17 protein-coding genes and 1 pseudogene are annotated in these 22011 nt (G+C 71.4%); 11 read left to right on the top strand and 7 right to left on the bottom strand.

Translation table 11 applies throughout. The features are described 5' to 3' along the window. The first annotated feature begins 103 nt into the window (after positions 1–103). The gene (locus HG542_RS08740; RefSeq protein ID WP_373313052.1) at positions 104–1537 is read left to right on the top strand and encodes an amino acid permease; all 1434 of its coding nucleotides are present in this window, start codon (positions 104–106) and stop codon (positions 1535–1537) included. A gap of 9 nt (positions 1538–1546) precedes the next feature. Here the strand turns inward: HG542_RS08740 and HG542_RS08735 are convergent, their stop codons facing one another. Next, positions 1547–2440: an NADP-dependent oxidoreductase gene (locus HG542_RS08735; RefSeq protein ID WP_171079534.1), complete on the bottom strand. Its 894-nt coding sequence runs from the start codon at positions 2438–2440 to the stop codon at positions 1547–1549. Between the two features lie 70 nt (positions 2441–2510). Between HG542_RS08735 and HG542_RS08730 the strand changes: the two genes are divergently transcribed. The 3 genes from HG542_RS08730 (at position 2511) to HG542_RS08720 (ending at position 4912) form a co-directional block, all read left to right on the top strand. Next, entirely contained in the window at positions 2511–3089 is a 579-nt protein-coding gene (locus tag HG542_RS08730) for a TetR/AcrR family transcriptional regulator (RefSeq protein ID WP_171079533.1), read from the top strand. A 130-nt stretch (positions 3090–3219) separates the two neighbouring features. Then, a complete protein-coding gene (locus tag HG542_RS08725) occupies positions 3220–3633 on the top strand; it encodes an SRPBCC family protein (protein ID WP_171079532.1) in 414 nt (137 codons plus the stop codon). 100 nt (positions 3634–3733) lie between these two features. Then, entirely contained in the window at positions 3734–4912 is a 1179-nt protein-coding gene (locus tag HG542_RS08720) for an acyl-CoA dehydrogenase family protein (protein ID WP_171079531.1), read from the top strand. A 19-nt stretch (positions 4913–4931) separates the two neighbouring features. Here the strand turns inward: HG542_RS08720 and HG542_RS08715 are convergent, their stop codons facing one another. After that, a complete protein-coding gene (locus HG542_RS08715; protein ID WP_171079530.1) occupies positions 4932–5573 on the bottom strand; it encodes a MerR family transcriptional regulator in 642 nt (213 codons plus the stop codon). A 139-nt stretch (positions 5574–5712) separates the two neighbouring features. Here HG542_RS08715 and HG542_RS08710 point away from each other — a divergent pair, with 139 nt between their 5' ends. Continuing rightward, the gene (locus HG542_RS08710; RefSeq protein ID WP_171079529.1) at positions 5713–7020 is read left to right on the top strand and encodes a YhgE/Pip domain-containing protein; all 1308 of its coding nucleotides are present in this window, start codon (positions 5713–5715) and stop codon (positions 7018–7020) included. Between the two features lie 113 nt (positions 7021–7133). Beyond that, entirely contained in the window at positions 7134–7616 is a 483-nt protein-coding gene (locus HG542_RS08705) for a DUF1003 domain-containing protein (protein ID WP_176606349.1), read from the top strand. A 69-nt stretch (positions 7617–7685) separates the two neighbouring features. On the opposite strand, the gene HG542_RS08700 is transcribed toward HG542_RS08705, so the two are convergent. Next, the gene (locus HG542_RS08700) at positions 7686–8357 is read right to left on the bottom strand and encodes a hypothetical protein (protein ID WP_171079528.1); all 672 of its coding nucleotides are present in this window, start codon (positions 8355–8357) and stop codon (positions 7686–7688) included. Between the two features lie 286 nt (positions 8358–8643). Here HG542_RS08700 and HG542_RS08695 point away from each other — a divergent pair, with 286 nt between their 5' ends. From HG542_RS08695 to HG542_RS08685, 3 genes are all read left to right on the top strand, one after another. After that, on the top strand, positions 8644–10896 hold the full coding sequence (locus tag HG542_RS08695; RefSeq protein WP_171079527.1) for a serine/threonine-protein kinase: 2253 nt from the start codon (positions 8644–8646) through the stop codon (positions 10894–10896). Between the two features lie 231 nt (positions 10897–11127). Then, on the top strand, positions 11128–12231 hold the full coding sequence (locus HG542_RS08690) for an NAD(P)H-dependent flavin oxidoreductase (RefSeq protein ID WP_171079526.1): 1104 nt from the start codon (positions 11128–11130) through the stop codon (positions 12229–12231). A 15-nt stretch (positions 12232–12246) separates the two neighbouring features. Further along, positions 12247–13797: an acyl-CoA synthetase gene (locus HG542_RS08685; protein WP_171079525.1), complete on the top strand. Its 1551-nt coding sequence runs from the start codon at positions 12247–12249 to the stop codon at positions 13795–13797. A gap of 733 nt (positions 13798–14530) precedes the next feature. Here the strand turns inward: HG542_RS08685 and glsA are convergent. Both glsA and HG542_RS36255 read right to left on the bottom strand, forming a co-directional pair. Next, positions 14531–16162, bottom strand: a complete 1632-nt coding sequence (gene glsA, locus HG542_RS08680; protein ID WP_171079524.1) for a glutaminase A — start codon at positions 16160–16162, stop codon at positions 14531–14533. Between the two features lie 160 nt (positions 16163–16322). Continuing rightward, a pseudogene (locus HG542_RS36255) lies at positions 16323–16550 on the bottom strand (penicillin acylase family protein); the annotation flags it as partial. Between the two features lie 217 nt (positions 16551–16767). Here HG542_RS36255 and HG542_RS08670 point away from each other — a divergent pair. Further along, positions 16768–18282, top strand: a complete 1515-nt coding sequence (locus tag HG542_RS08670; protein WP_171079523.1) for an acyl-CoA synthetase — start codon at positions 16768–16770, stop codon at positions 18280–18282. On the opposite strand, the gene paaK is transcribed toward HG542_RS08670, so the two are convergent. After that, positions 18236–19501 carry a phenylacetate--CoA ligase PaaK gene (gene paaK / locus HG542_RS08665; RefSeq protein WP_171079522.1) on the bottom strand — a complete coding sequence of 422 codons (1266 nt, stop codon included), beginning with the start codon at positions 19499–19501 and terminating at the stop codon, positions 18236–18238. The two genes, HG542_RS08670 and paaK, sit on opposite strands and share 47 nt — an antisense overlap. Positions 19502–19634: 133 nt before the next feature. Further along, entirely contained in the window at positions 19635–20330 is a 696-nt protein-coding gene (locus HG542_RS08660; protein WP_171079521.1) for a DUF5701 family protein, read from the bottom strand. Between the two features lie 322 nt (positions 20331–20652). Here HG542_RS08660 and HG542_RS08655 point away from each other — a divergent pair, with 322 nt between their 5' ends. After that, complete coding sequence (locus HG542_RS08655; protein WP_171079520.1) at positions 20653–21996, top strand: nicotinate phosphoribosyltransferase; 1344 nt, start codon at positions 20653–20655, stop codon at positions 21994–21996. Positions 21997–22011 lie beyond the last annotated feature (15 nt).

Here is a 22011-nt window from a genome sequence, read left to right as displayed (position 1 = left end):
ATCGGTAAATCCACCAGCACCCCGCCCCCGATTCCGGGTACACCTTTCCCTGACCGGATGTCATGTCCAGTCGCGGCACGAGAACGAGAGAGGTGCTGAGCACGTGAGATCGCACACCACGGGGGATCCCGCCGACCGGAAGCAGGCGGCGTCGGACGGGGCGCCGGGCGGCGTGGCCGGTTCCGGCAGTTACCAACGGGCACTGGGCGCCCGGCAGATGCAGATGATCGCCATCGGCGGGACCATCGGCACCGGCCTCTTCCTCGGCGCGGGGACCGCGATATCCAAGGCCGGGCCCAGCCTCATCGTCTGGTACGCCGTGGCCGGCGCCGTGCTCTTCCTCGTCATGCGGGCGCTCGGCGAACTGCTCACGCACCGGCCGGTGTCCGGCAGCTTCGCCGATCACGCGCGGGAATTCCTGGGGCCGTTCTGGGGGTACGCCACCGCCTGGACGTACTGGATCATGTGGGTCACCACGGGGATGGCCGAGATCACCGCGGCGGGGGAGTACGTCAAGTACTGGTACCCCGGCTTCGATCAGTGGAAGACCGCGCTGATCTCGCTGGTGGTGCTCGCCTGCGCCAACCTGATCTCCGTGAAGATCTTCGGCGAGCTGGAGTTCTGGTTCGCCCTCATCAAGGTCACGGCCATCATCGGCATGATCCTGATCGGCCTCGGGGTCCTTCTCATCGGTTTAGGCGACGCCGGGCACACCGCCTCCGTCACCCATCTCTGGGCCGACGGCGGCATCGCCCCGCGCGGCGTGCGCAACTCCCTGATGACGTTGCAGATCGTGCTGTTCGCCTACCTCGGCGTCGAACTCGTCGGCGTCACCGCGGGCGAGACCAAGGACCCGGAGAAGAACATCCCGCGCGCGATCAACAGCCTCCCGGTGCGGTTCGGTCTCTTCTACCTCGGTGCTCTGCTGGTCATCCTGTCCGTCGTGAGCTGGCAGGAATTCCAGCCGGGGACGAGCCCGTTCGTCGCCGCCTTCCAGAAGATCGGGATTCCGGCCGCGGCCGGAATCGTCAACTTCGTGCTCCTCACGGCAGCCCTGTCCTCCTGCAACGCGGGCGGCCTGTACGCCACGGCGCGCATGCTGCGGACCGTCGGGCTCAACGGGGACGGGCCCAGGGCCCTGGCCGGGCTGAGCCGGCGAGGGGTGCCGGCCCTGGGCGTGTCCCTCTCGGCGGTGGTCATGGCGATCGGCGTGTGGGTCAACGCGGTCGATCCGGACCACGCCTTCGCCTACATCACCGCCGTGTCCACGGGCGGCGCCATCACCGTCTGGAGCGTCATCCTCGTGACGCACCTGCGCTACCGGCAGGCGGTACGGGCGGGCCTGGCCGCCCCGTCCTCGTACCGGATGCCGGGGGCTCCGTACACCAACTGGCTCGCCCTGGCGGCCTTCGCCTTCATCACCGTGCTCATCGGCTGGGACTCCGGCACGCGCGTGGCCCTGTACGTCATCGCCGTGTGGTTCGCGCTGCTGGGGATCGGGTATCCGCTGGTGCGCCGCCGCGAACGGGCTCAGTGATGGAGGGCGTCACACGACCAGGACCCGCCGTCCGCGCGTGTGCCCCGCAGCGCTGTCCGTGTGCGCCGCCGCGGCCTCGGCGAGCGTGTACGACTTCTCGACCGGGATGTGGAGCCTGCCCCGCGCGATGAGGCGGACGGCCTCGGCGAGCGCTTCCGGTACGTTCCCGGTCACGCCGGAGAACCGGGCACCGGCCTCCGGTGCACCGAGATCCGCGATGGAGACCACCTTCCGCGGGTCCCCGGTCAGTTCGACGAGCTCGCGGATCACGCCCGAGCCGGCCAGATCGAGAGCCGCGTCGACGTGGCCGAGCTCCCGCACCCGCTCGGCCCAGCCCTCGCCGTACGTCGTGGCGAGGGCGCCCAGGCTGCGCAGGTAGTCCTGGTTCGCGGCGCCGGCCGTGCCGATCACCGTGATGCCGCGGTCGCGGGCGATCTGCAGCACCGCCGAGCCGACTCCCCCGGACGCCCCGCTGACCAGCAGCGTCTGCCCGGGCTGCACACCGGATTCGCGGATGATGCGCAGCGCAGTCTCCACCACGGAGGGGTACCCGGCCGCCTCCTCGAACGTCAGGCCCTCGGGCATACGGGCCCAGGCCGACAGCACGGCGAACTCGGCGTACGTGCTCGACCCCCGCCCGAGCACATGGTCGCCGATCCCGACCCCTTCGACGCCCTCGCCGACCTCGTCCACCACCCCGGAGGCGTCCTGCCCGACTCCGGAGGGCAGTTCGACAGGGTGGGCCTTCAGTTTCTGGCCTTCACGGATCCTCCAGTCGACGGGGTTCACGCCTGCCGCCCGTACAGCGATGCGTATGTGGCCGGGGCCCGCGTGCGGCTCCTCGGCGTCGGTGAGGCGCAGGACATCCGGACCGCCGAACTCGGCGAAGCTCACTCTCTTCATGCCGCCGAACATAGCCCTAACGGTTAGGGTTTAACAACCGTTTCGACTTCACACCTGGTAGCGTCAGGGCATGACCGTGCCGACCACGCCGACCGGGCGCCGCGAGCGCAAGAAGGCCGCGACCCGCCAGAAGATCGCCGACACCGCCCTGCGGCTCTTCCTGGAACGCGGGTACGACGCGGTGGGCATCCGGGACGTGGCCGCCGAGGCCGACGTGGCCGTGACCACGGTGTTCTCCCACTTCGCTTCGAAAGAGGCCCTCGTGTTCGAGCAGGACCAGGGCTTCGAGCAGCGTCTCGTGCAGGCGGTCACCGGCCGGGCGCCGCACGAGCCGCTCGTCCCCGCGCTGCGCCGCGAGATCGAGGCCCTGGTCCGCCATTGCGCGGGGGACGGTGCCGCCCCGGTCCGGCGCATGATCGATGCATCACCCGCCCTGCGGGAGTACGAGGAGTCGATGGCGCTGCGCCACGCGGAGTCGCTGGCGACGGCCATCGCCGCCGATCCCGGCCTGTCGCAGTCCGCAACGGCCTGCCGGACGATCGCGCGGTTCGCGATCGACGCCTATGCGCTGGCCCGCGAGGCGGCCGATCCGGAGGCGGCGCTCGACGAGATCTTCCGGATGATCGAGGCGGCCTGGGCGGTCGCCTGAATCGGGGGCAGGGCCTCGGTTCACCGGTCGGGGCCTCCCCGGTCGCGGTTTCGCCGGCAGCGGCCGATGGTGGGCCGGAGGGCGCCCGGCCGACCGCCGGTGCGGCCAGGACCTGAGGAGCGAGCAGCCGATGACCGAGTACGAGCGATCCCGCACCATGCCGGCCCTGCCCGAGCTGGTCTTCGACGAGGCGGCCGACACCGCGCGGCTCGAGGCATGGATGCCCCGCGACCTGCATGTGCAGGTCGGCGAACCGCCCGCGGTGACCGTGCACGAGGACCGCACCGACTCGGACGAGCGCGGACTGCTGCGGTCGCAGAAGGACCAGATGCGGATGGAGTGGGGCACCCGGGACGACGGGCGGTATGCCGGGTGGCTCCAGGTGGCCGGCATGGAATCCGCCGGGACGAGCCGGGTGACCATCCATCTGTCGTTCTTCGACGAGGACTCGGCCCCGCCGCGCGAGGTGATCGAGCAGGGGCTGGACGAGAGCCTGGCCCGGCTGGAGGAGCAGGTCCGTCTGCGGGCCGAAAGCAGCGGCTGACCCGCCGCGCCCGCCCCGCCGCCCTCCGGGGGGCACAGCCCTTCCCGTTTTGTGCAACACGTTCTACCGTGTGCGCCGGCAACGGGACCTTGGAGGGGCCGTGGATCTCCAGTACACCCCCGGACAGCAGGCGCTGCGGGCCGAACTGCGCGACTATTTCGCGGACTTGGCGCCCGGGGCCGCCGCGGCCCGGCACGCCGACCTCGCCGAGCAGAAGCGCTTCTACCGGCGCACCATCCGCCGGCTCGGTGCGGACGGGCGGCTCGGGGTGGGCTGGCCCGAGGAGTACGGGGGCAGCGGGATGACCCCCATGGAGCAGTTCATCTTCTTCGACGAGGCCGCGCAGGCGGGCGTGCCCCTGCCGCTCATGGCCCTCAACACCGTGGGTCCCACGCTGATGCAGTTCGGCACGGACGCGCAGAAGGCGTACTTCCTGCCCCGGATCCTCTCCGGCGAGATCGACTTCGCCATCGGTTACAGCGAGCCGGGAGCCGGCACCGACCTCGCCGCGCTGAAGACGCGGGCGGTGCGCGACGGCGGTCACTACGTCGTCGACGGGCAGAAGATCTGGACCACCAACGGCGACACCGCCGACTGGGTCTGGCTCGCCGTGCGCACCGACCCGGACGCCCCGCCCCACAAGGGCATCTCCATGCTCCTGGTGCCGACCACCGACCCCGGCTACTCCTGCACCCTCATCCACACCCTGGCCTCGCACGACACCACGGCCAGCTACTACGAGAACGTCCGCGTGCCCGTCGACCACCTCGTCGGCAAGGAGAACGAGGGCTGGCGGCTGATCACCACCCAGCTCAACCACGAGCGCGTCACCCTCGCCGCCCACGGCAGTTCCGTCATCAGGATCCTGCGCGATGTACGGGACTGGGCAGCCGCCACCGCCCTGGCCGACGGCCGCAGGGTGATCGACCTCGGCTGGGTCCGCAGCCGGCTGGCCCGTACGCACGTCCGGCTGGAGGCGATGAAGCTGCTCAACTGGCGGATGGTGGACGCCCTGCAGCGTTCCGCGCTCACCCCGCAGGACGCCTCGGCCGTCAAGGTGTACGGCTCCGAGGCGCGCCGGGATGCGTGTGCCTGGCTGATGGAGGTCCTGGGCGCGGCCGGGCCGCTGAAGGAGGGTTCGGCCGGGGCCGTGCTGCACGGCGAGCTGGAGCGCGCCTACCGCAGCGCCGTCATCTTCACCTTCGGCGGCGGCAACAACGAGATCCAGCGGGAGATCATCTCGTGGATCGGGCTGGGGATGCCGCGGGTGCGGCGCTGATGCACATCACACGAGCCCGTCACGCGGAGCGGCGGCGGACCTGGTCCTCCTGGGCGAGCCGCCGCAGGAGTTCGAGCAGCGGGCCGGAGAGGGCGACGACGACGACCGCCTGCTCGGCCAGGGTGGGGGAGTTCTCGAAGGCGGCCGCGCGCTCGAGGTCCAGGCGGGCGACGGAGCAGGCCAGTTCGGCGTAGCGGACGAGCCGCTCCGGGCGGTAGTCCGCGTCGAGCCGCCTGAGCTCCCGCAGGGCCGTCGTCAGCCCCTGCACGTGCGGGGAGGTGCCGGGGACCTGCCAGTCCATGGCCGCGATCAGGTCCGCCACATCCGCTGCCGCCGCCGCTGCGGCCTCCGCCTCCTCGTCGGCGTCCCCGGCCGGGGCCTGTGCGACGGGCACCGGCAGCGCGTAGCTGATCTCCTTGAGCGTCTCGTCGGTGCTCTCGGTCTGGTCGACCGCCGTCAGCACGTCGCGGGCGGCGGCGATGGACAGTCCGCCGAGCGTGGTCAGCGCCTTGATCAGGCGCAGGCGCTGCACGTGCTCCTCGCCGTACTCGGCCAGCGTGGCGGCCGTCGCCCTGCCCGCGGGCAGCAGGCCCTCCCGACGGAAGTACTTGATGCTGGCGACCGGCACGCCGGTTCTGCGGCTGAGCTCCGAGATCTTCATGCAGCTTCCTCGCTGGTGGTGCGGCCGGGCGTCCGCGGTCGCCACGGACGCGACTGGACACCCCAGGTAGATACTGCCACTATCGAGTACTGGATACTTTAAGTATCCAGCTACTTCCTGTCATCGAGTCGGAGCATCCATGCCTTCCCCTCAGCCCCCCTCCGTACTCCGCAGTCCGCGGCTGTGGATCGGTTCGGGCCTCATCCTCGCGGTGGTCGCCGCCCTCTTCTCCCTGCTCTACGTGGGCGGCAACGTCAACCCCAAGGGTCACCTGCGTGACCTGCCCGTCGCGCTGGTCAACAGCGACAAGGGCGCCACGGTGCAGGGCAAGCGCCTCAACGCCGGCGAGCAGGTCGTCTCCGGGATCACGAAGTCCGCGGAGGGCAACAACAGCTTCGACTGGCAGGTCCTCGACCGCGAGGAGGCCGACAAGAAGCTCGGCCAGGGCAAGCTTTTCGGCGCGATCGTCGTGCCCGAGAACTTCACCGCCTCGCTCGCCGGGCTGAGCAGCCCGCAGCAGACCAAGCCCGTCCGCCCGACGATCACGGTGCTCACCAACCAGTCGGCCGGCAGCTTCGGTTCGTCCATGGCGAGCACGGCGACGCAGAAGGCCGCCCACGCCGCCTCCGCCCAGCTCGGCCAGCAGCTCCTCAAGCAGGCGAACGCCCAGGGCGCCAAGCTCACCCCGGCCTCCCAGCTGATGCTCGCCGACCCCGTGACCGTGCAGGTCGCCGACGGCCACCCGCTCGGCACCCACAGCGCCATGGGCCTGAGCGCCTTCTATTACGCGCTCGTCCTGGTCGTCTGCGGCATGCTCGGCGCCAACGCGATCGTCTCCCAGGTCGACACCTTCCTCGGCTACCTGCACACCGACTTCGGCCCCTTCCGTCAGCGCATGCCGCTGCGGCACACGAGCCGGGTGCGCACCCTCGCCGTCGACTCCGTGCTCATGGCCGTCCTCTCCCTGGTCATGGGCTCCCTGGTCGAGCTCGCCACGGTCGGCATCCTCGGCATGGACGCCTCCCACCTCGGCCTGCTCTGGGTCTACTCCGTGACCACCGTCGCCGTCGTCGGCATCGGCGCCCTGGCCCTGCTCCGGGCCTTCGGCGTCCCCGGCATGCTGCTCTCGACGATCGTCTTCGTCGCCATGGCCGTCCCGTCCTCGGGCTCGACCGTGCCGCTCCAGGCGCTGCCGGACTTCTTCCGGGTGCTCTCGGAGTTCGAGCCGCTGCGGCAGATCACCGGCGGCCTGCGCTCGATCCTCTACTACGGCGCCCAGGCCGACGCCGGCCTGACCCGCGCCTGGGCCTCGCTGGGCATCGCGCTGGCCGCCGCCCTGGTGTTCGGCTTCGGCATGACCTGGTTCTACGACCGCAAGGGCCTGCACCGGGTCCCGCGCCCCGCCGACGAGGCAGCGGACGCGGAGCCGGTGCCCGCGGCGGTCTGACGCCGGGCACACATGGCAGTACGGGCATGACAGTGAGGACGCCGGGGCACCAATCCCCGGCGTCCTCACTGCAGTCATGGGCTGCAGTCGCACTGTCGACAGGAAGCCGCACCATGACGATCTACCAGCACATTCCCCACCCGCACATCGCCTCGCGCCACGCCCGCGGCCCGGTCAGGGTCGCCGACCAGCACGCCACGGGCAATGCGGTCACCCGCTTCAACACGAAGGTCGCCATCCTCGTCACGCGCGCCGTGGGCAGCATGTGGTGTGCCTACGCGTTCGCGCTGTTCGACCTGATCAGCCTGCCCGAAGCGATCCGCGGCGGAGCTGCGGCGATCGTCTCCTGGGTGGCGCAGACCTTCCTCCAGCTGGTGCTGCTGTCCGTGATCATGGTGGGCCAGAATGTCCAGGCCGCTGCCTCCGACAAGCGGTCGGAGGCGACGTTCCACGACGCGAGTGCGACGCTGCACGAGGTGGCGCATGTGCAGAGCCATCTTGCTGCGCAGGACGTGCTGTTGACGCGGATCGCGGAGAAGATCGGGCTGGAGCCGGTGCCGGTCATCGATATGCCGGAGGAGGAAGCGGAGGGCTGAGCTCTGCCCTCGGGTGCGGGTCCGTTGTGGCTGCTCGCGCAGTTCCCCGCGCCCCTTACGGGGCGCCTCTCAACGGGCGCTGCGCTTGAACGTCTTGCGGCCGTTCGCCGCGCACGACGTCTTTTCCGCGCCCGTCATCTTGCGGCTCTTGACGACCACGGCGTTGCTCACGCCCTCCGTGCCGTTGGGCGCCGGGCCTGTCACGGTGTCGGGGACGTACCAGTAGTAGTGGCCCCACTTCGGGTTGTCGTAGTGCGTCTGCCAGGTGCCCGAGACGGTCTGCATCACCTGGGCGCGGGAGATCCAGCCGACCTCGCCCGGCTGCACCGTCATGTTCAGCGAGCTGGACTCCGAGTGGGAACTCGACCACGTGTGGCTGTAGTTCGCGGTCACGCTGAGGTCGATGATGTCCGCGATCTTGCCGCCCGCGGTGATGGACACCCCCACCGAGTCGGTCGAGCCCACGGTGTCGGACCACGTCATCGACTGGGTCGCGGGCGAAGTGCTGCAGTTGTAGAGCGAGTCGGAGACCTGGCGGAAGTCGCCCAGGTAGGCCTTGCCGAGCACCGGGTCGTTGAAGCTGCACTTGCCCAGCCCCGAGGCGCAGTCGGCTATGAGCTCCTTGCGGGTCGGGCCGCTGTCGGCCGCCGCGGGCAGGGCCATCGCCGTCACCATGCCGAGGGCCGTCGCGCCCAGGGCCAGCGCGCGGGTGCCGCGGCGCAGCGTTCTGTTGTCCACCATGTCTGTTCCTCTCGCTCCGTGCGTGGGGGGAGGGGCGGCAAGCGCAGGTCGATACCAATGGGCCTGAAATCGCCGCCTGTTGCGGAAGAGACTGGTGTAAATGCTTACTCAAATATACCAAGGGTAAGTAAAGTTGTAGTTGATCGTTCAGTGAAACCGCTATGGGAGGCTCCAGGGGCGCGTGAAGTGCCGCGCGCGCCGTCGGCCTACAAGCTGCGCAGACCGGACGCCATACTGTGAAGGGGCCGGGGGCGGGATGGCGAATCGACGGGGGCGGCGGCAGGGGATGGCGGAGACCAGGCTGATCCAGGGCCGGTACCAGCTGCTCGAACTGATCGGCCGGGGCGGGATGGGCGAGGTCTGGCGTGCCCGCGACGAGTCGCTCGGGCGGCATGTGGCCGTCAAGTGCCTGAAGCCGATGGGCCCCCGGCACGAGCAGTCCTATCTGCGGGTGCTGCGCGAGCGGTTCCGCCGCGAGGCCCGGGTCGCCGCCTCCCTGCAGCACCGCGGCATCACCGTCGTGCACGACTTCGGCGAGTCCGACGGCGTGCTGTACCTGGTCATGGAGCTGCTCGACGGGCGCAACCTCAGCCAGCTGCTGGAGGACAACAAGCACCACCCCCTGCCCGTGCCCGACGTCGTCGACATCGCCGAACAGGTCGGCGCCGCCCTCGCGTACACCCACCGGCAGGGCATCGTCCACCGCGACCTCAAACCCGCCAACATCGTGCGGCTCGCCGACGGCACCGTGAAGATCTGCGACTTCGGCATCGCCCGGCTCGCCCACGACATCGGCTTCAGCACCCGCCTGACCGGCACGGGCATCGCCATGGGCACCCCCCACTACATGTCGCCCGAGCAGATCGGCGCCGGCAACGTGGACCACCGCAGCGACCTCTACTCGCTGGGCTGCGTGCTGTACGAGCTCGCCACCGGCGCCCCGCCCTTCGACATGGACGACGCCTGGGCCGTCCTCGTCGGCCACCGGGACACCCCGCCGCAGCCGCCGCGCGAACTGCGGCCCGAACTCCCCGAGCCCTTCGAGCGCGTCGTCCTCGACCTGCTCGCCAAGGACCCCGCGGGCCGGCCGGAGGACGCCGCGGACTTCCTGCGCCGCGTCCTGGCCGGCCACCCCGAACGCCCGTACCGGGACGGCACCTCCGGACACCTGATGCTCCCCGGCCCCCGGACCGCCCTGCGCGACCGCACCCGGCAGAACGAGCCGCCCCGGCTGCCCGGCTGGGCACGGCACATGACCACCGGCTCCAAGGCCGCCGGCACCGGCCCCCTCCAGCCGCCGCCCCCCGACCCCGCCGACCAGCTGACCGGTGCGTGGACCCGGTCGTGGACCACCCAGGGCGGCATCGCCGGCACCGAGCACCCGCCGCCCCCGGCACGCCTCACCGAACTCGCCGGGCGGCACAGCGAGGGACTGCGCTTCGCCCGCCTCGGCCGCTGGTCCGAGGCGGGCGAGGTGCACCGCGGCGTCGTCGCCGAGCGCGAACGCGCCCTCGGCCCCGACCACCCCGACACCCTCGCCAGCCGGTACGAACTCGCCTTCGCCCTCAGCCGGCTGGGACGGACGGACGAGGCCATGCGCGAATTCGCCCGCACCGCGGCCGGCCGCGAACGGGCGCTCGGCGCCGACCACCCCGACACGCTGGCCGCCCGCCAGGAGACCGCGTACGTGCTCGGCCAGCTCGGCCGGCACTTCGAGGCCCACCAGGTCTACGCCGCCGTGCTCGCCGCCCGTGAGCGCACCATGGGCCCCGACGACCCGGACACCCTGCGCTGCCGGCACAACCTCGCCTTCAACCTCAGCCGGCTCGGGCGCCTGGAGGACTCGTACCGCATGGCCCACGAAGTGGCCGAGGCCCGCGCCCGGGTGCTCGGGCCGGACCACCCCGACACCCTCGTCACCCGCTACGAAGTGGGCTACGCCCTCGGCCAGTTGAACCGCTGGAGCGAGGCCCTGCGCACCTACCGCGAGGTGGCCGAGGCGCGGGCCCGGGTGCTCGGGCCGCTGGAGCCGGACACCCTCGCGGCGCGTTACGAGGCCGGCATCTGCCTCGGCCGGCTCGGCCGCAGCGCGGAGGCGCTGGAGCTCTACCGCGGTCTCGTCGAGGACCGCACCCGCGCCCAGGGGCCCGCACACCCCGACACCCTGCGGGCCCGGCACGGCCTCGGCGTCAACCTCGGCCGCCTGGGCCGCTGGGAGGAAGCCCTGGCCGAGGCGCGGGACGTGTGCGCCATCCGCACCCGGGTGCTGGGGGCCGACCACCCCGACACGCTCGTCAGCCGGCGCGAGGTGGCGGTCGGGCTGGGGTGGCTCGGCCGGTGGACGGATGCGCTCGCCGTGTACCGGGAGGTGGCGCAGGCGCGGCAGCGGGTGCTGGGCGCCGACCACCCTGATGCGCTTGCCAGCCGGAACGACGAGGCGCACTGTCTCGAGCAACTCGGGCGGTCCGCCGAGGCGGTTGAGCTCTACCGGCAGGTTGCCGCCCTTCGGCAGACGCGGGCCACGCGGGGCGCCCCGTAAGGGGCGCTGGGGGCACCTCCCAGCGGTAGCTGGGGGAGGAACTGCGCGACCAGCCCCCACCGGCCCGCAGCCGAACGCACCACGCCCGGGGGTCCGGGGCGAAGCCCCGAGCACCTCGCCCGCGGGCGCGTCGTGGTTGCTCGCGCAGTTCCCCGCGCCCCTTACGGGACGCGGACGACGGGGCGTGCACCAGTCTTCCCCTTGCACCCCGCATGCGCCATCCTGCGCCCCATGCGGACCGCCCTGAGCGAGCAACTCGGCATCGAGCACGCCCTCTTCGGGTTCACCCCGTTTCCCGCCGTGGCCGCCGCCATCAGCCGGGCCGGTGGGCTCGGGGTGCTCGGTGCCGTGCGGTACAGCGAACCCGAACAGCTTGCCCGGGATCTCGACTGGATGCAGGAGCACACCGACGGCCGGCCGTACGGGCTCGACGTCGTCATGCCCGCCCGGCAGGTGCGGGGCGTGACCGAAGCCGACATCGACGGCATGATCCCCGCCGCGCACCGCCGGTTCGTCGAGGAGACGCTCGCCCGCCACGGGGTCCCCCCGCTGCCCGCCGGCGGGCGCTCCGGGTGGCGCATCACCGGCTGGCTGGAGGACGTCGCCCGCGCCCAGCTCGACACCGCCTTCGACTACCCCCTCGCCCTCCTCGCCAACGCCCTCGGCCCGCCGCCCCCCGACGTCATCGACCGCGCCCACGGTCACGGCATCCGCGTCGCCGCGCTCGCCGGCAGCGCCCGGCACGCGCTGCGCCACGCGGACGCGGGCGTCGACATCGTCGTCGCCCAGGGGTACGAAGCCGGCGGCCACACCGGGGAGATCGCCACCATGGTGCTCACCCCCGAGGTCGTCCGCGCCGTCGACCCGCTGCCCGTGCTCGCCGCCGGAGGCATCGGCAGCGGTGAACAGATCGCCGCCGGGCTCGCGCTCGGCGCGCAGGGCGTCTGGCTCGGCTCCATCTGGCTCACCACCGAGGAGGCCGGGCTGCAATCCGGTGCGCTCACCGGCAAGCTCCTGGCGGCCGGTTCGGGCGACACGGTGCGCTCGCGCTGCCTGACCGGCAAGCCCGCACGCCAGTTGCGCACCGCATGGACCGACGCCTGGGAGGACCCAGCGGGGCCCGGCACGCTGCCGATGCCGCTGCAGGGGCTGCTGGTCGCCGAGGCGCTCACCCGCATCCAGCAGCACGAGGCCGTGCCCCTGCTGGGCACGCCCGTCGGGCAGATCGTCGGCCGGATGGACTCCGTCCGCGGAGTGCAGGCCGTGGTCGACGAGCTGACGGCCGGCTTCGAGCGCGCGGTGCGCCGGCTCGACCGCATCGCCGGACACGCCTGAGGAGGACGACGCGCCATGACCGCAACTCCCAACGGCTTCTGGGCCCAGGCCGCCGCCGACCCCGCCCGCACCGTCCTCATCGCACCGGACGGCAAAGGATGGAGCGCCGGACGGCTGCACGCCGCCGCCAACCGGCTCGTGCACGGGCTGCGTGCCGCCGGGCTCCGCGAGGGCGACGCCTTCGCGACCGTGCTGCCCAACGGCGCGGACTTCCTCACCGCCCATCTCGCCGCCACCCAGGCCGGGTTCTACCTCGTGCCCGTCAACCACCACCTCGTCGCACCCGAGATCGCCTGGATCCTCGCCGACTCCGGCGCCAAGGCCCTGATCGCCCACGGCCGTTGGGCCGCCGCCGCGGCGGCCGCCGCGGACGAGGCCCGGCTGCCCGCCGCCGCGCGCTACGCAGTCGGGGACATCGCCGGCTTCCGCCCGTACACCGCGCTCCTCGACGGACAGCCGGACACCCCGCCCGCGGGGCGCACGCTCGGCTGGGTCATGAACTACACCTCCGGCACCACCGGCCGGCCGCGCGGCGTCCGCCGCCCGCTGCCCGGCAGACCGCCCGAGGAGACCCATCTGGGCGGATTCCTCGGCATCTTCGGCATCCGGCCCTTCGACGGCAACGTCCACCTGGTGTGTTCACCGCTCTACCACACGGCCGTCCTGCAGTTCGCCGCCGCGTCCCTGCACATCGGCCACCGGCTGGTCGTGATGGACAAGTGGGCGCCCGAGGAGATGCTGCGCCTGATCGAGACCCACCGGTGCACGCACACCCACATGGTGCCCACCCAGTTCCAGCGGCTGCTGGCCCTGCCGCACGACATCCGGAACGCGTACGACATCTCGTCCATGCGCCATGCCATCCACGGCGCGGCCCCCTGCCCCGAGCACGTGAAGCGGGCGATGATCGGCTGGTGGGGCGACTGCGTCGAGGAGTACTACGCAGCGAGCGAGGGCGGCGGCGCGTTCGCCACCGCCGAGGACTGGCTGAAGAAGCCCGGCACGGTCGGCAGGGCGTGGCCCATCAGCGAGATCGCGATCCTCGGCGACGACGGCGCACCGCTGCCGCCGGGCGAACTCGGCACGGTCTACCTGAAGATGAGCACCGGAGGCTTCGCCTACCACAAGGACCGGGACAAGACCGAGAAGAACCGTGTCGGCGACTTCTTCACCGTCGGCGACCTCGGCCACCTCGACGAGGACGGCTATCTCTTCCTCCGCGACCGCAAGGCCGACGTGATCATCTCGGGCGGGGTCAACATCTATCCCGCCGAGATCGAGTCCGTCCTGCTCGCCCATCCCGCCGTCGCCGATGCCGCGGTCTTCGGCATCCCGCACGACGAGTGGGGCGAGGAGGTCAAGGCCGTCGTCGAACCGGCCGAGGGCCACCGCCCGGACGAGCGGCTCGCCGCCGCGATCCTCGCGCACTGCACGGACCGGCTGGCCGGCTACAAGCGCCCCAAGTCCCTCGACTTCGTCGCGGAACTGCCCCGCGACCCCAACGGCAAGCTCTACAAACGGCGTTTGCGCGACCCTTACTGGCGGGGCCGCGCAAACGCGATCTGAGGGGGCGGTTCGGCGCCCCGAAGGGGCGCGGGACAGTTACACCATGCGGCTCCGCCGCGTGGGCGCGACGAGCCACAACGCACCCGCACCCGAAGAACCACGCCTACCGGCGCGGAGCGCTCACCCGCTGTAGTGGGGCGACGTGGGGTCGGAGTCACCTGATCCCGCGATACAGGCTGGCGCCGAGCTCGGCCGGGGCGGTGGTCTTCCATGGACCAGAGCGGATCCGTCGACCTGGTCTGGAACGGCATCAGGTGCGACGAGAAGATCACGCCGGGCGGGCTCACCGCCCAGGGACCGATGAGGGTCGACCGCCGTCGAACTCACCTGCTCCCCGACGAGCTACGGGGACGACGCCCACTGGCTGCTTCCACTCCACCCGCCTGTGCCACGCCCTGGCCGACCACCTGCTCGACAAACGTTTTCCGGGGACAAGAGCTCGCCTCACAGGTGAAACGGCGTATGTCTGTCGTGGCCGTAGCCACTGCCCGGACAACCGTTTGAGTCACTTCGACCGACACCGCGGACACGCCTTCGACCGACGAGAACAGCAGCTTTTCCAGCTGCGGCCGTACTTCGCTCACGCTTGGTCCCGGGCGCGCCTCTGCCCGACGCCGTCAGGCCGTACGAGACGGACATGCTCGACCACGGCTTCGCCGCGGTCGCCGCCGCCACCCGCAACCACGGGGGATGACTCCTGGGCCCCTGCGGGCCGCGCCGCCGCGCCGCGTTCTCAAGGCGCCGGCCGCCGCGGTGTGCCGGTGACTTCGGCCAGTAGGCGGGCCAGGTCGCGGTGTCCGGACCGGTTGGCGTCGTCCAGGGGGGTGCCGCCCCAGCGGTCCACGGGGCGTGGGTCGACGCCCTTGGCGAGGAGATATTCCACGAGGCTGCGGTGCCCTTCGGCCGCAGCCAGGTGGAGGGCGGTGCGTCCGTCGTAGTCGGCGGCGTCGAGGGGGATGTTGCAGGCGGCCAGGCGGCGGATCTCGTTGACGTCGCCCCTGCTGGCGGCGAAGCACAGGCCCACGATGCCTTCGGTGGCACTCTGGTGGCGCTTGAGGCGGGGGTCGCGTTTGCCGGTCTCGGCGCCGGTGCCGGTGAGCAGGTCGTAGGTGTGGACGTTGTAGCAGTCGACGAGACGTCGGCAGACCTCGATGCCGCGCACCGAGTTCCCGTGACCGTCCAGCCGGGGGGACCAGATGGCGATGCCCATCAGCTGGGGGACGACCAGCATCAGCGCGCCCGATACGCCGCTCTTGGCCGGCAGGCCGATGGTGAAGGCGAACTCGCCGGAGAAGTCGTACATCCCGCACGAGGACATCAGCGAAAGGCAGTGGCGCACTGTTTGAGCGGAGAACACCGGGTCCTCCGTCAGCGGGCACACCCCGGCGTTGGCCAGGGACGCCGCCGCTACGGCCATTTGCCGCGTGTCGACCTCGATCGAGCAGCACTGTATGTAGAACTCCAGCGTGGCCAGCAGATCGGTGCCGGGCGGGAAGGCGCCGCGTTCGCGCATGGAATAGCCGAGGGCGAAGTTGCGGTCGGCGGTGTTGCGTTCGGACAGGTAGACGGAGTTGTTGAACCCGACGCTCCGGCCGCCGGCGAGGCGTTTCCAGGTTTCGGCGACGAAGTCGAAGCGGTCCGCGGCGTCGAGGCCGCGCTGGATGAGCGCGCAGCTCATGATGGCACCGGCATTTATCATCGGGTTGTGCGGCAGGCCTGCCTTGTTGAAGGTCAGCTCGTTGAAGCCCTGGCCGCTGGGTTCCCTGCCCACATGCCGGTGGACGGTGTCGGGGCCGTGTTCCTCCAGGGTGAGGCAGTAGCCGACGGTCTTGGACACCGATTGCAGGCAGAAGTTCACGTCCGCGTCGCCGATGGAGAAGCGCTGCCCGTCCACCGTGCACACCGAGATCGCGAACTGCTCCGGGTCCACGCGGGCGAGCTGGGGGATGTACGAGGCGACGGCGCCGCTCCGGTCGGCGCGGACCTCCTCGTGGATGCGCTGGAGGTCGGCCACCAGCGCTGGGAAGTCGGGCACCGCGAGTTCCCCGCAGGCGGCCCGTTCGATGATGCCCCGGTTGTGCCGGGTCGCGGCGGTGAACTCCTCCGCGGTCAGCAGGAGCGGCCCGGTCGCCGGTGGTGCGGGCCGGCCGCGGTCCAGATGGGCGATGGTCTCGGCGATCCTGGGGTCGTCGCGCAGGATGCCCGCCTCGTTGAGCACCTTCAGTAACCGGTCGGGAGAGAGCCGGCCCGGCGAGTCCTGTGCGAAGCAGGCGAAGACGTCCGCGTGCGATTCCCCGCCCCGGTCGGCTGCGCCGTGCGCACGGGAACGGGTCGCGGTGCGCTTCCCGCTTTTCGCAGCAGGCATGGCTTCCCTCCGGCCCCGGACATCTCCACCGCACCGACGATTCCCGGCCGCCGGAGACGAAAACCAGCCAGTTTCGCGGCCTGTGCGCCCCGGCCGGTGGTGCGGTTGCGTACACCGGTGCGCAATTTCTCTCGCGCGCCGTAGGCCCCGCGGCTGTTCGTCAGGGCGATTCCGACAGGTCCAGCGCCGTATCGGGTGCCACCCGGTAGAAGTCGAGGACGCGCTTGCGCCACTCCTCACGGCGGTGCTGTCGCAGCCAGGCGTTGTATCCGGCGGCCCAGCCCCGCATCAGTTCCTTCGCCTGCCGGGTGGGCCCGGCCGGAGCGGGCTGGCCGAGGAGCTTCTCCACGGTCTTCGCGTTCCGGATGCCGCGGAAGAACAGGTCGCTGGAGAGGGTGGACCTGGCGTTGGAGAGCGAGCGGTCGGTCGTACCGTCGGGGTAAGTGGTGGCGCCGTTGCAACGTGACCTCCTAAGGGGTCACAAGACGACAACAGGCGTTCTGTAAAACGCCAGTTGTGAGCGTCACGGTTGCGTGAACTGATCGTCGAGTTGTCACCGGCCAGCCCCCTTGACGCCCGTCGCCCGCTGCCCAAAGATCCGGGCCATGTCCGGAGTACGCGAGAGCACCGTGGACGGCATCATCCGGCGCACCGCCCGGCGCGTACCGGACAGAACCGCGGTGCGCTACGGCGAACGCACCTGGACCTACCGCGAATTGGACGAGGCGGTGACCGCGGCGGCGGGCGTGCTCCTGGAACACGGCCTGCAGCCCGGCGACCGCGTCGCCGCCTACGGCCACAACTCCGACGCCTACCTGATCGGCTTCCTCGCCTGCGCCCGCGCCGGGCTGGTGCACGTACCCGTCAACCACCAGCTCACCGGCGGCGAACTGCAATACCTCCTGGACCAGTCGGGCAGCACGCTCGTCCTGGCCGACCCGCAGCTCGAACCCCGGCTCCCGGACACCCCGCGGTCGCTGCCCCTGTGCGACGCCCCCGGCTCGCTGCTGGACCGGCTCGACGGCACCCGCTCCCGCCTGCTGTACGAACTGAACGGGAACCGCCCCGAACTCGTCCAGCTCCTCTACACCTCGGGCACCACCGCGCTGCCCAAGGGTGCGATGATGACCCACCGCGCCTTCGTGCACGAATACGTCAGCGTCATCACGGCAATGGACTTCAGGGAGACGGACCGCCCCGTCCACGCCCTGCCGCTCTACCACTCGGCCCAGATGCACGCCTTCCTGCTGCCCTACCTGGCGGTGGGCGCCGAGAACACCATCATCGACGGGCCGGATCCCGCACGGGTCATGGCACTCGTCGAAGAGGGGCGGGCCGACAGCTTCTTCGCCCCGCCGACCGTCTGGATCGCCCTCGCCCAGCACCCCGACTTCGCCACCCGCGACCTCTCCGCCCTGCGCAAGGCCTACTACGGGGCCTCCGTCATGCCCGTCCCGGTGCTGGAGAAGCTGCGCGCCCGGCTGCCCGGCCTCGCCTTCTACAACTGCTTCGGGCAGAGCGAGATCGGCCCGCTGGCCACCGTCCTCGGCCCCGACGAGCACGAGGGGCGGATGGACTCCTGCGGACGGCCGGTGCTGTTCGTGGAGGCGAAGGTGGTGGACGAGACGGGCGAGGAGGTCCCCGACGGCACGCCCGGCGAGGCCGTCTACCGCTCGCCGCAGCTGTGCGAGGGCTACTGGAACAAGCCGCAGGAGACCGAAGAGGCCTTCCGCGACGGCTGGTTCCGCTCCGGAGACCTGGTCGTCCGGGACGCGGACGGCTACTTCACGGTCGTCGACCGAGTGAAGGACGTCATCAACTCCGGCGGCGTGCTCATCGCCTCCCGGCAGGTCGAGGACGTGCTGTACGGGCACCCCGATGTCGTCGAGGCGGCGGTGATCGGCCTGCCGGACGAGCGCTGGATCGAGGCCGTCACGGCCGTCGTGGTGACGCGCGGCCCGGTCGGCGAGGACGAGCTGATCGCCTACGTGCGGGAGCGGACGGCCTCCTTCAAGGCACCGAAGCGGGTCCTGTTCGTCGACGAACTGCCGCGGAACGCCAGCGGGAAGATCCTCAAGCGGGAGCTGAGGGAGCGCTTCGCAGATCGACGATCCTCCTGAGCTTGCCGACGGACCGCTCCAGGGTCTCGGGGTCGACGAGCTCGACGGCCACCGAGACCCCGATGCCGTCCTTGACCTGCCGCGCGATCTCCGCGGCGGCCGCCGCGCGTTGTGCGGACGTCGCCTCGGGACGGGCCTCGGCGCGCACGGTCAGCCGGTCCATCCGGCCCTCGCGCGTGAGGCGCAGCTGGAAGTGCGGCGAGGCGGCGGGCGTGCGCAGGACGATCTCCTCGATCTGCGAGGGGAAGAGGTTCACCCCGCGCAGGATGATCAGGTCGTCGCTGCGGCCGGTGAGCCGCTCCATGCGGCGGAACTCCGGGTACGCGGTGCCGGGCAGCAGCCGGGTGAGGTCGCGGGTGCGGTAGCGGACGACGGGCATGGCCTCCTTGGTGAGCGAGGTGAACACCAGCTCGCCGAGGGCGCCTTCGGGGAGCGGCTCGCCCGTGAACGGGTCCACGATCTCCGGATAGAAGTGGTCCTCCCAGATGTGCAGCCCGTCCTTGGTCTCCACGCTCTCCTGGGCCACGCCCGGGCCCATGACCTCCGACAGCCCGTAGATGTCGACGGCGTCGAGCGCGAACCGCTCCTCGATCTCCCGCCGCATCTCCTCGGTCCAGGGCTCGGCACCGAAGATGCCGACCTCGAGCGAGGTGGTGCGGGGGTCGATGCCCTGGCGCTCGAACTCGTCGAGGAGGGTGAGCATGTAGGAGGGCGTCACCATGATGATCCGGGGCCGGAGATCCTGGATCAGCCGCACCTGGCGCGAGGTCATCCCGCCGGAGGCGGGGATGACGGTGCAGCCGAGGCGCTCGGCGCCGTAGTGGGCGCCGAGGCCGCCGGTGAACAGACCGTATCCGTAGGCCACATGTACCCGGTCACCGGGCCGCGCGCCCGCTGCACGGAGGGAACGGGCGACCACATCGGCCCAGGTGTCGAGGTCGCCGTCGGTGTACCCGACGACGGTGGGAGTACCGGTGGTGCCGCTGGAGGCGTGGATGCGGCGGATGTCCTTCTCCGGCACGGCGAACATGCCCCAGGGGTACTGGGCGCGGAGGTCGTCCTTGGCGGTGAAGGGGAAGCGGGGGAGATCGGCGGGGGTACGGCAGTCCTCGGGACGGACGCCGGCGGTGTCGAAGGCGTTGCGGTAGAAGGGGACGTGCTCGTAGGCGCGGCGGAGCGTGGCGCGGAGGCGCTCCTGCTGGAGGGTTCGGAGATCCATGGCGCGCTCGCCTCCGGGGTGTGCCGACCGATCGTTCGGTCCAACCAAGCAGGCGGGGAGGGCGGCGTCAAGGGGGGGGCGCCCCCTGGGGCGTGTACGGAACGCAGCACCGTGGAGCGGTGCATCAACAAGATCAAGGACTGGAGAGGGCCGGCCACCCGCTACGCCGGCCCGTTGCGGAGGCGAAGCCCAGCCAGGTGTGGCGGTTGCCCGCCCAGCACCAGCCGACCTTGGGGGCGTTGCGGCGCTCGCGGCCATCGCGCCCGGTGCCGTTGCTGATCCAGAGTGCCGGCGTGCGGGCGTCCAGAGTGCCGTTGGCTTTGCGCAGCCGAGAGCCGACGGTCATGAAGCAGTGGTTGCGTTCCAGGACGGCGGGCTGCTGCATCACCCAGTGGATGCCCTCGGTGAGCAGCAACGGGGTCCGGGCCTTCGCGGCGAGGGCGGGCAGCGCCTCGTTCGGGCTCCAGTTGGCCATCTGGTCGCCACGGTCGAGGCCGGTGAGGAGGTAAAGCGGAGCGTCGGGCAGCGCGACCGTGTCGAGCGGGGCGAAGAGGTCGACATCCGGCATGTCTGTGACAACGAAGCCCGCTTTGCCGTCCCGGCGGAGCAGCGGCGCCAGGGCGGAGGCAGGGGCTTGGTCCGGGTGAACAGCGAGCAGGGCGCCATCGCCACCAGCAGTGGCCTCGGCGGCTGCGGCAAAGGTACGAAGCTCGGCGGCAGGCAGCCCTGCCAGCTCGTGCACCCCCAGTTCGATGAGTCGCTCGGCCTGCGCGCTCAGGGCCGGGAGTGCGGGGAGAACAGCGGAGGTGGCGTGCGTGGTTTCGGGCACGGTACTCCCAGTGATGGCAACGTGGATGGGCCCAGGGCGCAACGAAACGCCTCGCCGGAATGTTCCCGCCGCTGCGGCCTTCCCCCGGTCCCGTGATCGCGACTCCGTACAGGCCCCGGGCGTCGTGCCGCCGAAGTATGCGCCGAAGCGGGCGTAACGGAGCAGGTGGACGGTTCCGGCCGGGCAGCGTGCGTTTCGGGCCGTAGGGGCGGAGTCTGGTGTTGGGGACACGGCAAGGAGGTGGTGGCCCGGATGCCCACGTGCACCACCCGGAGCACGACCCGAAGGCGGGACGCCTCCGCTGAGGGAGGAGGCGCCGACGATGTCGGATGCCACGACCACCGACCTCTACGAGGTCACCATGGCCCTGTCGTACCTGCGCGACGGGCTGACCCGGCCCGCGACGTTCAGCCTGTTCGTACGCGATGTCCCGGAGGATCGCGGTTTCCTCGTGGCAGCGGGCCTGGAGCCCGCTCTCGACCACCTCTCCGGCTTTCGCGTGGACGCCGAGGACGTCGAGGTCTTCGCCGCCGTACTGGGCCGTTCCCCGGAGGATCTGGAACCGCTGCTCGGCCTCGGGTTCACCGGCGACGTACGGGCCGTACCCGAAGGGCGCGTGGCGCTGGCCGGTGAACCGTTGCTGGAGGTGACCGCGCCCCTGCCGCAGGCTCAACTGGTCGAGAGCTACGTCCTCAACCAGGTCAACCACCAGACCACCGTCGCCTCCAAGTGCGCCCGCTGCGTTCTGGCCGCCGACGGGCACCCGGTGGTGGACTTCTCGCTGCGCCGTGCACACGGCACGGAAGCCGCCCGCCAGGCGGCCCGGCTCGGAGCCATGGTCGGCTTCGCCGGCACCAGCAACGTGGCGGCCGCCCACGCCGAAGGCCTGCCCGCGTTCGGGACGATGGCCCACTCCTACATCGAGGCGTTCGGGACCGAGGAGGCGGCCTTCCGTGCCTTCGCCCGCGCCCACCCCGGCCCGGTGACATACCTGGTGGACACCTACGACACCGAGCGCGGCGTGGCGACCGCGGCCCGCGTCCTCACCGACCTCGGCCTCGGTCCGGGCTGCGCGATCCGCCTGGACAGCGGTGACCTGGGCGCGCTCGCCGTACGGTCACGGCACATCCTCGACGCTGCCGGGTTGCCCGAGGTGCGCATCGTCGCCAGTGGCGGCCTCGACGAGTTCGCCATCGACCGGCTCGTCCGCTCCGGGGCGCCCATCGACACCTACGCGGTCGGCACAAAGGTCGGCGTCTCCGCCGACGCCCCCTGTCTGGACTCCGCCTACAAGCTGGCCGAGTACGACGGACGGCCCGTCATGAAGCTGTCCGCCGCCAAGGTGACGTTCCCCGGCCGCAAGCAGGTCTTCCGGCGCCCTGGTTACGCGGACGTCATCGCCCTCCATGACGAGCCCGCGCCGCCGGACGGCGAGCCGCTGCTGGAGACGGTCATGAGAGGCGGCCGACGGACTTGTGCCGGTACGCGGCGGGACCGGCTGCAGGAGGCGAAGAGGCGGTTCGCCCGCGACCTCGCGGACCTGCCTGCCGACGCTCGGCGGATCACCTCGCCGGTCCCCCCGCGAGCGGTCGTCTCGCAGCAGGCTCTGGACCTCGCAGCCCGGGTGCGGCGCCGGATCGAGCGGGAGTTCCTGACCGACACATGATGAACGGGCGCGCCG

Origin of the sequence: Streptomyces morookaense, from assembly GCF_013030945.1 — a bacterium.
Taxonomy (GTDB): Bacteria; Actinomycetota; Actinomycetes; order Streptomycetales; family Streptomycetaceae; genus Streptomyces; species Streptomyces morookaensis.
The sequence above is the reverse complement of the archived record's forward strand: the minus strand, read 5'-3'. Positions and strand labels throughout refer to the sequence as shown.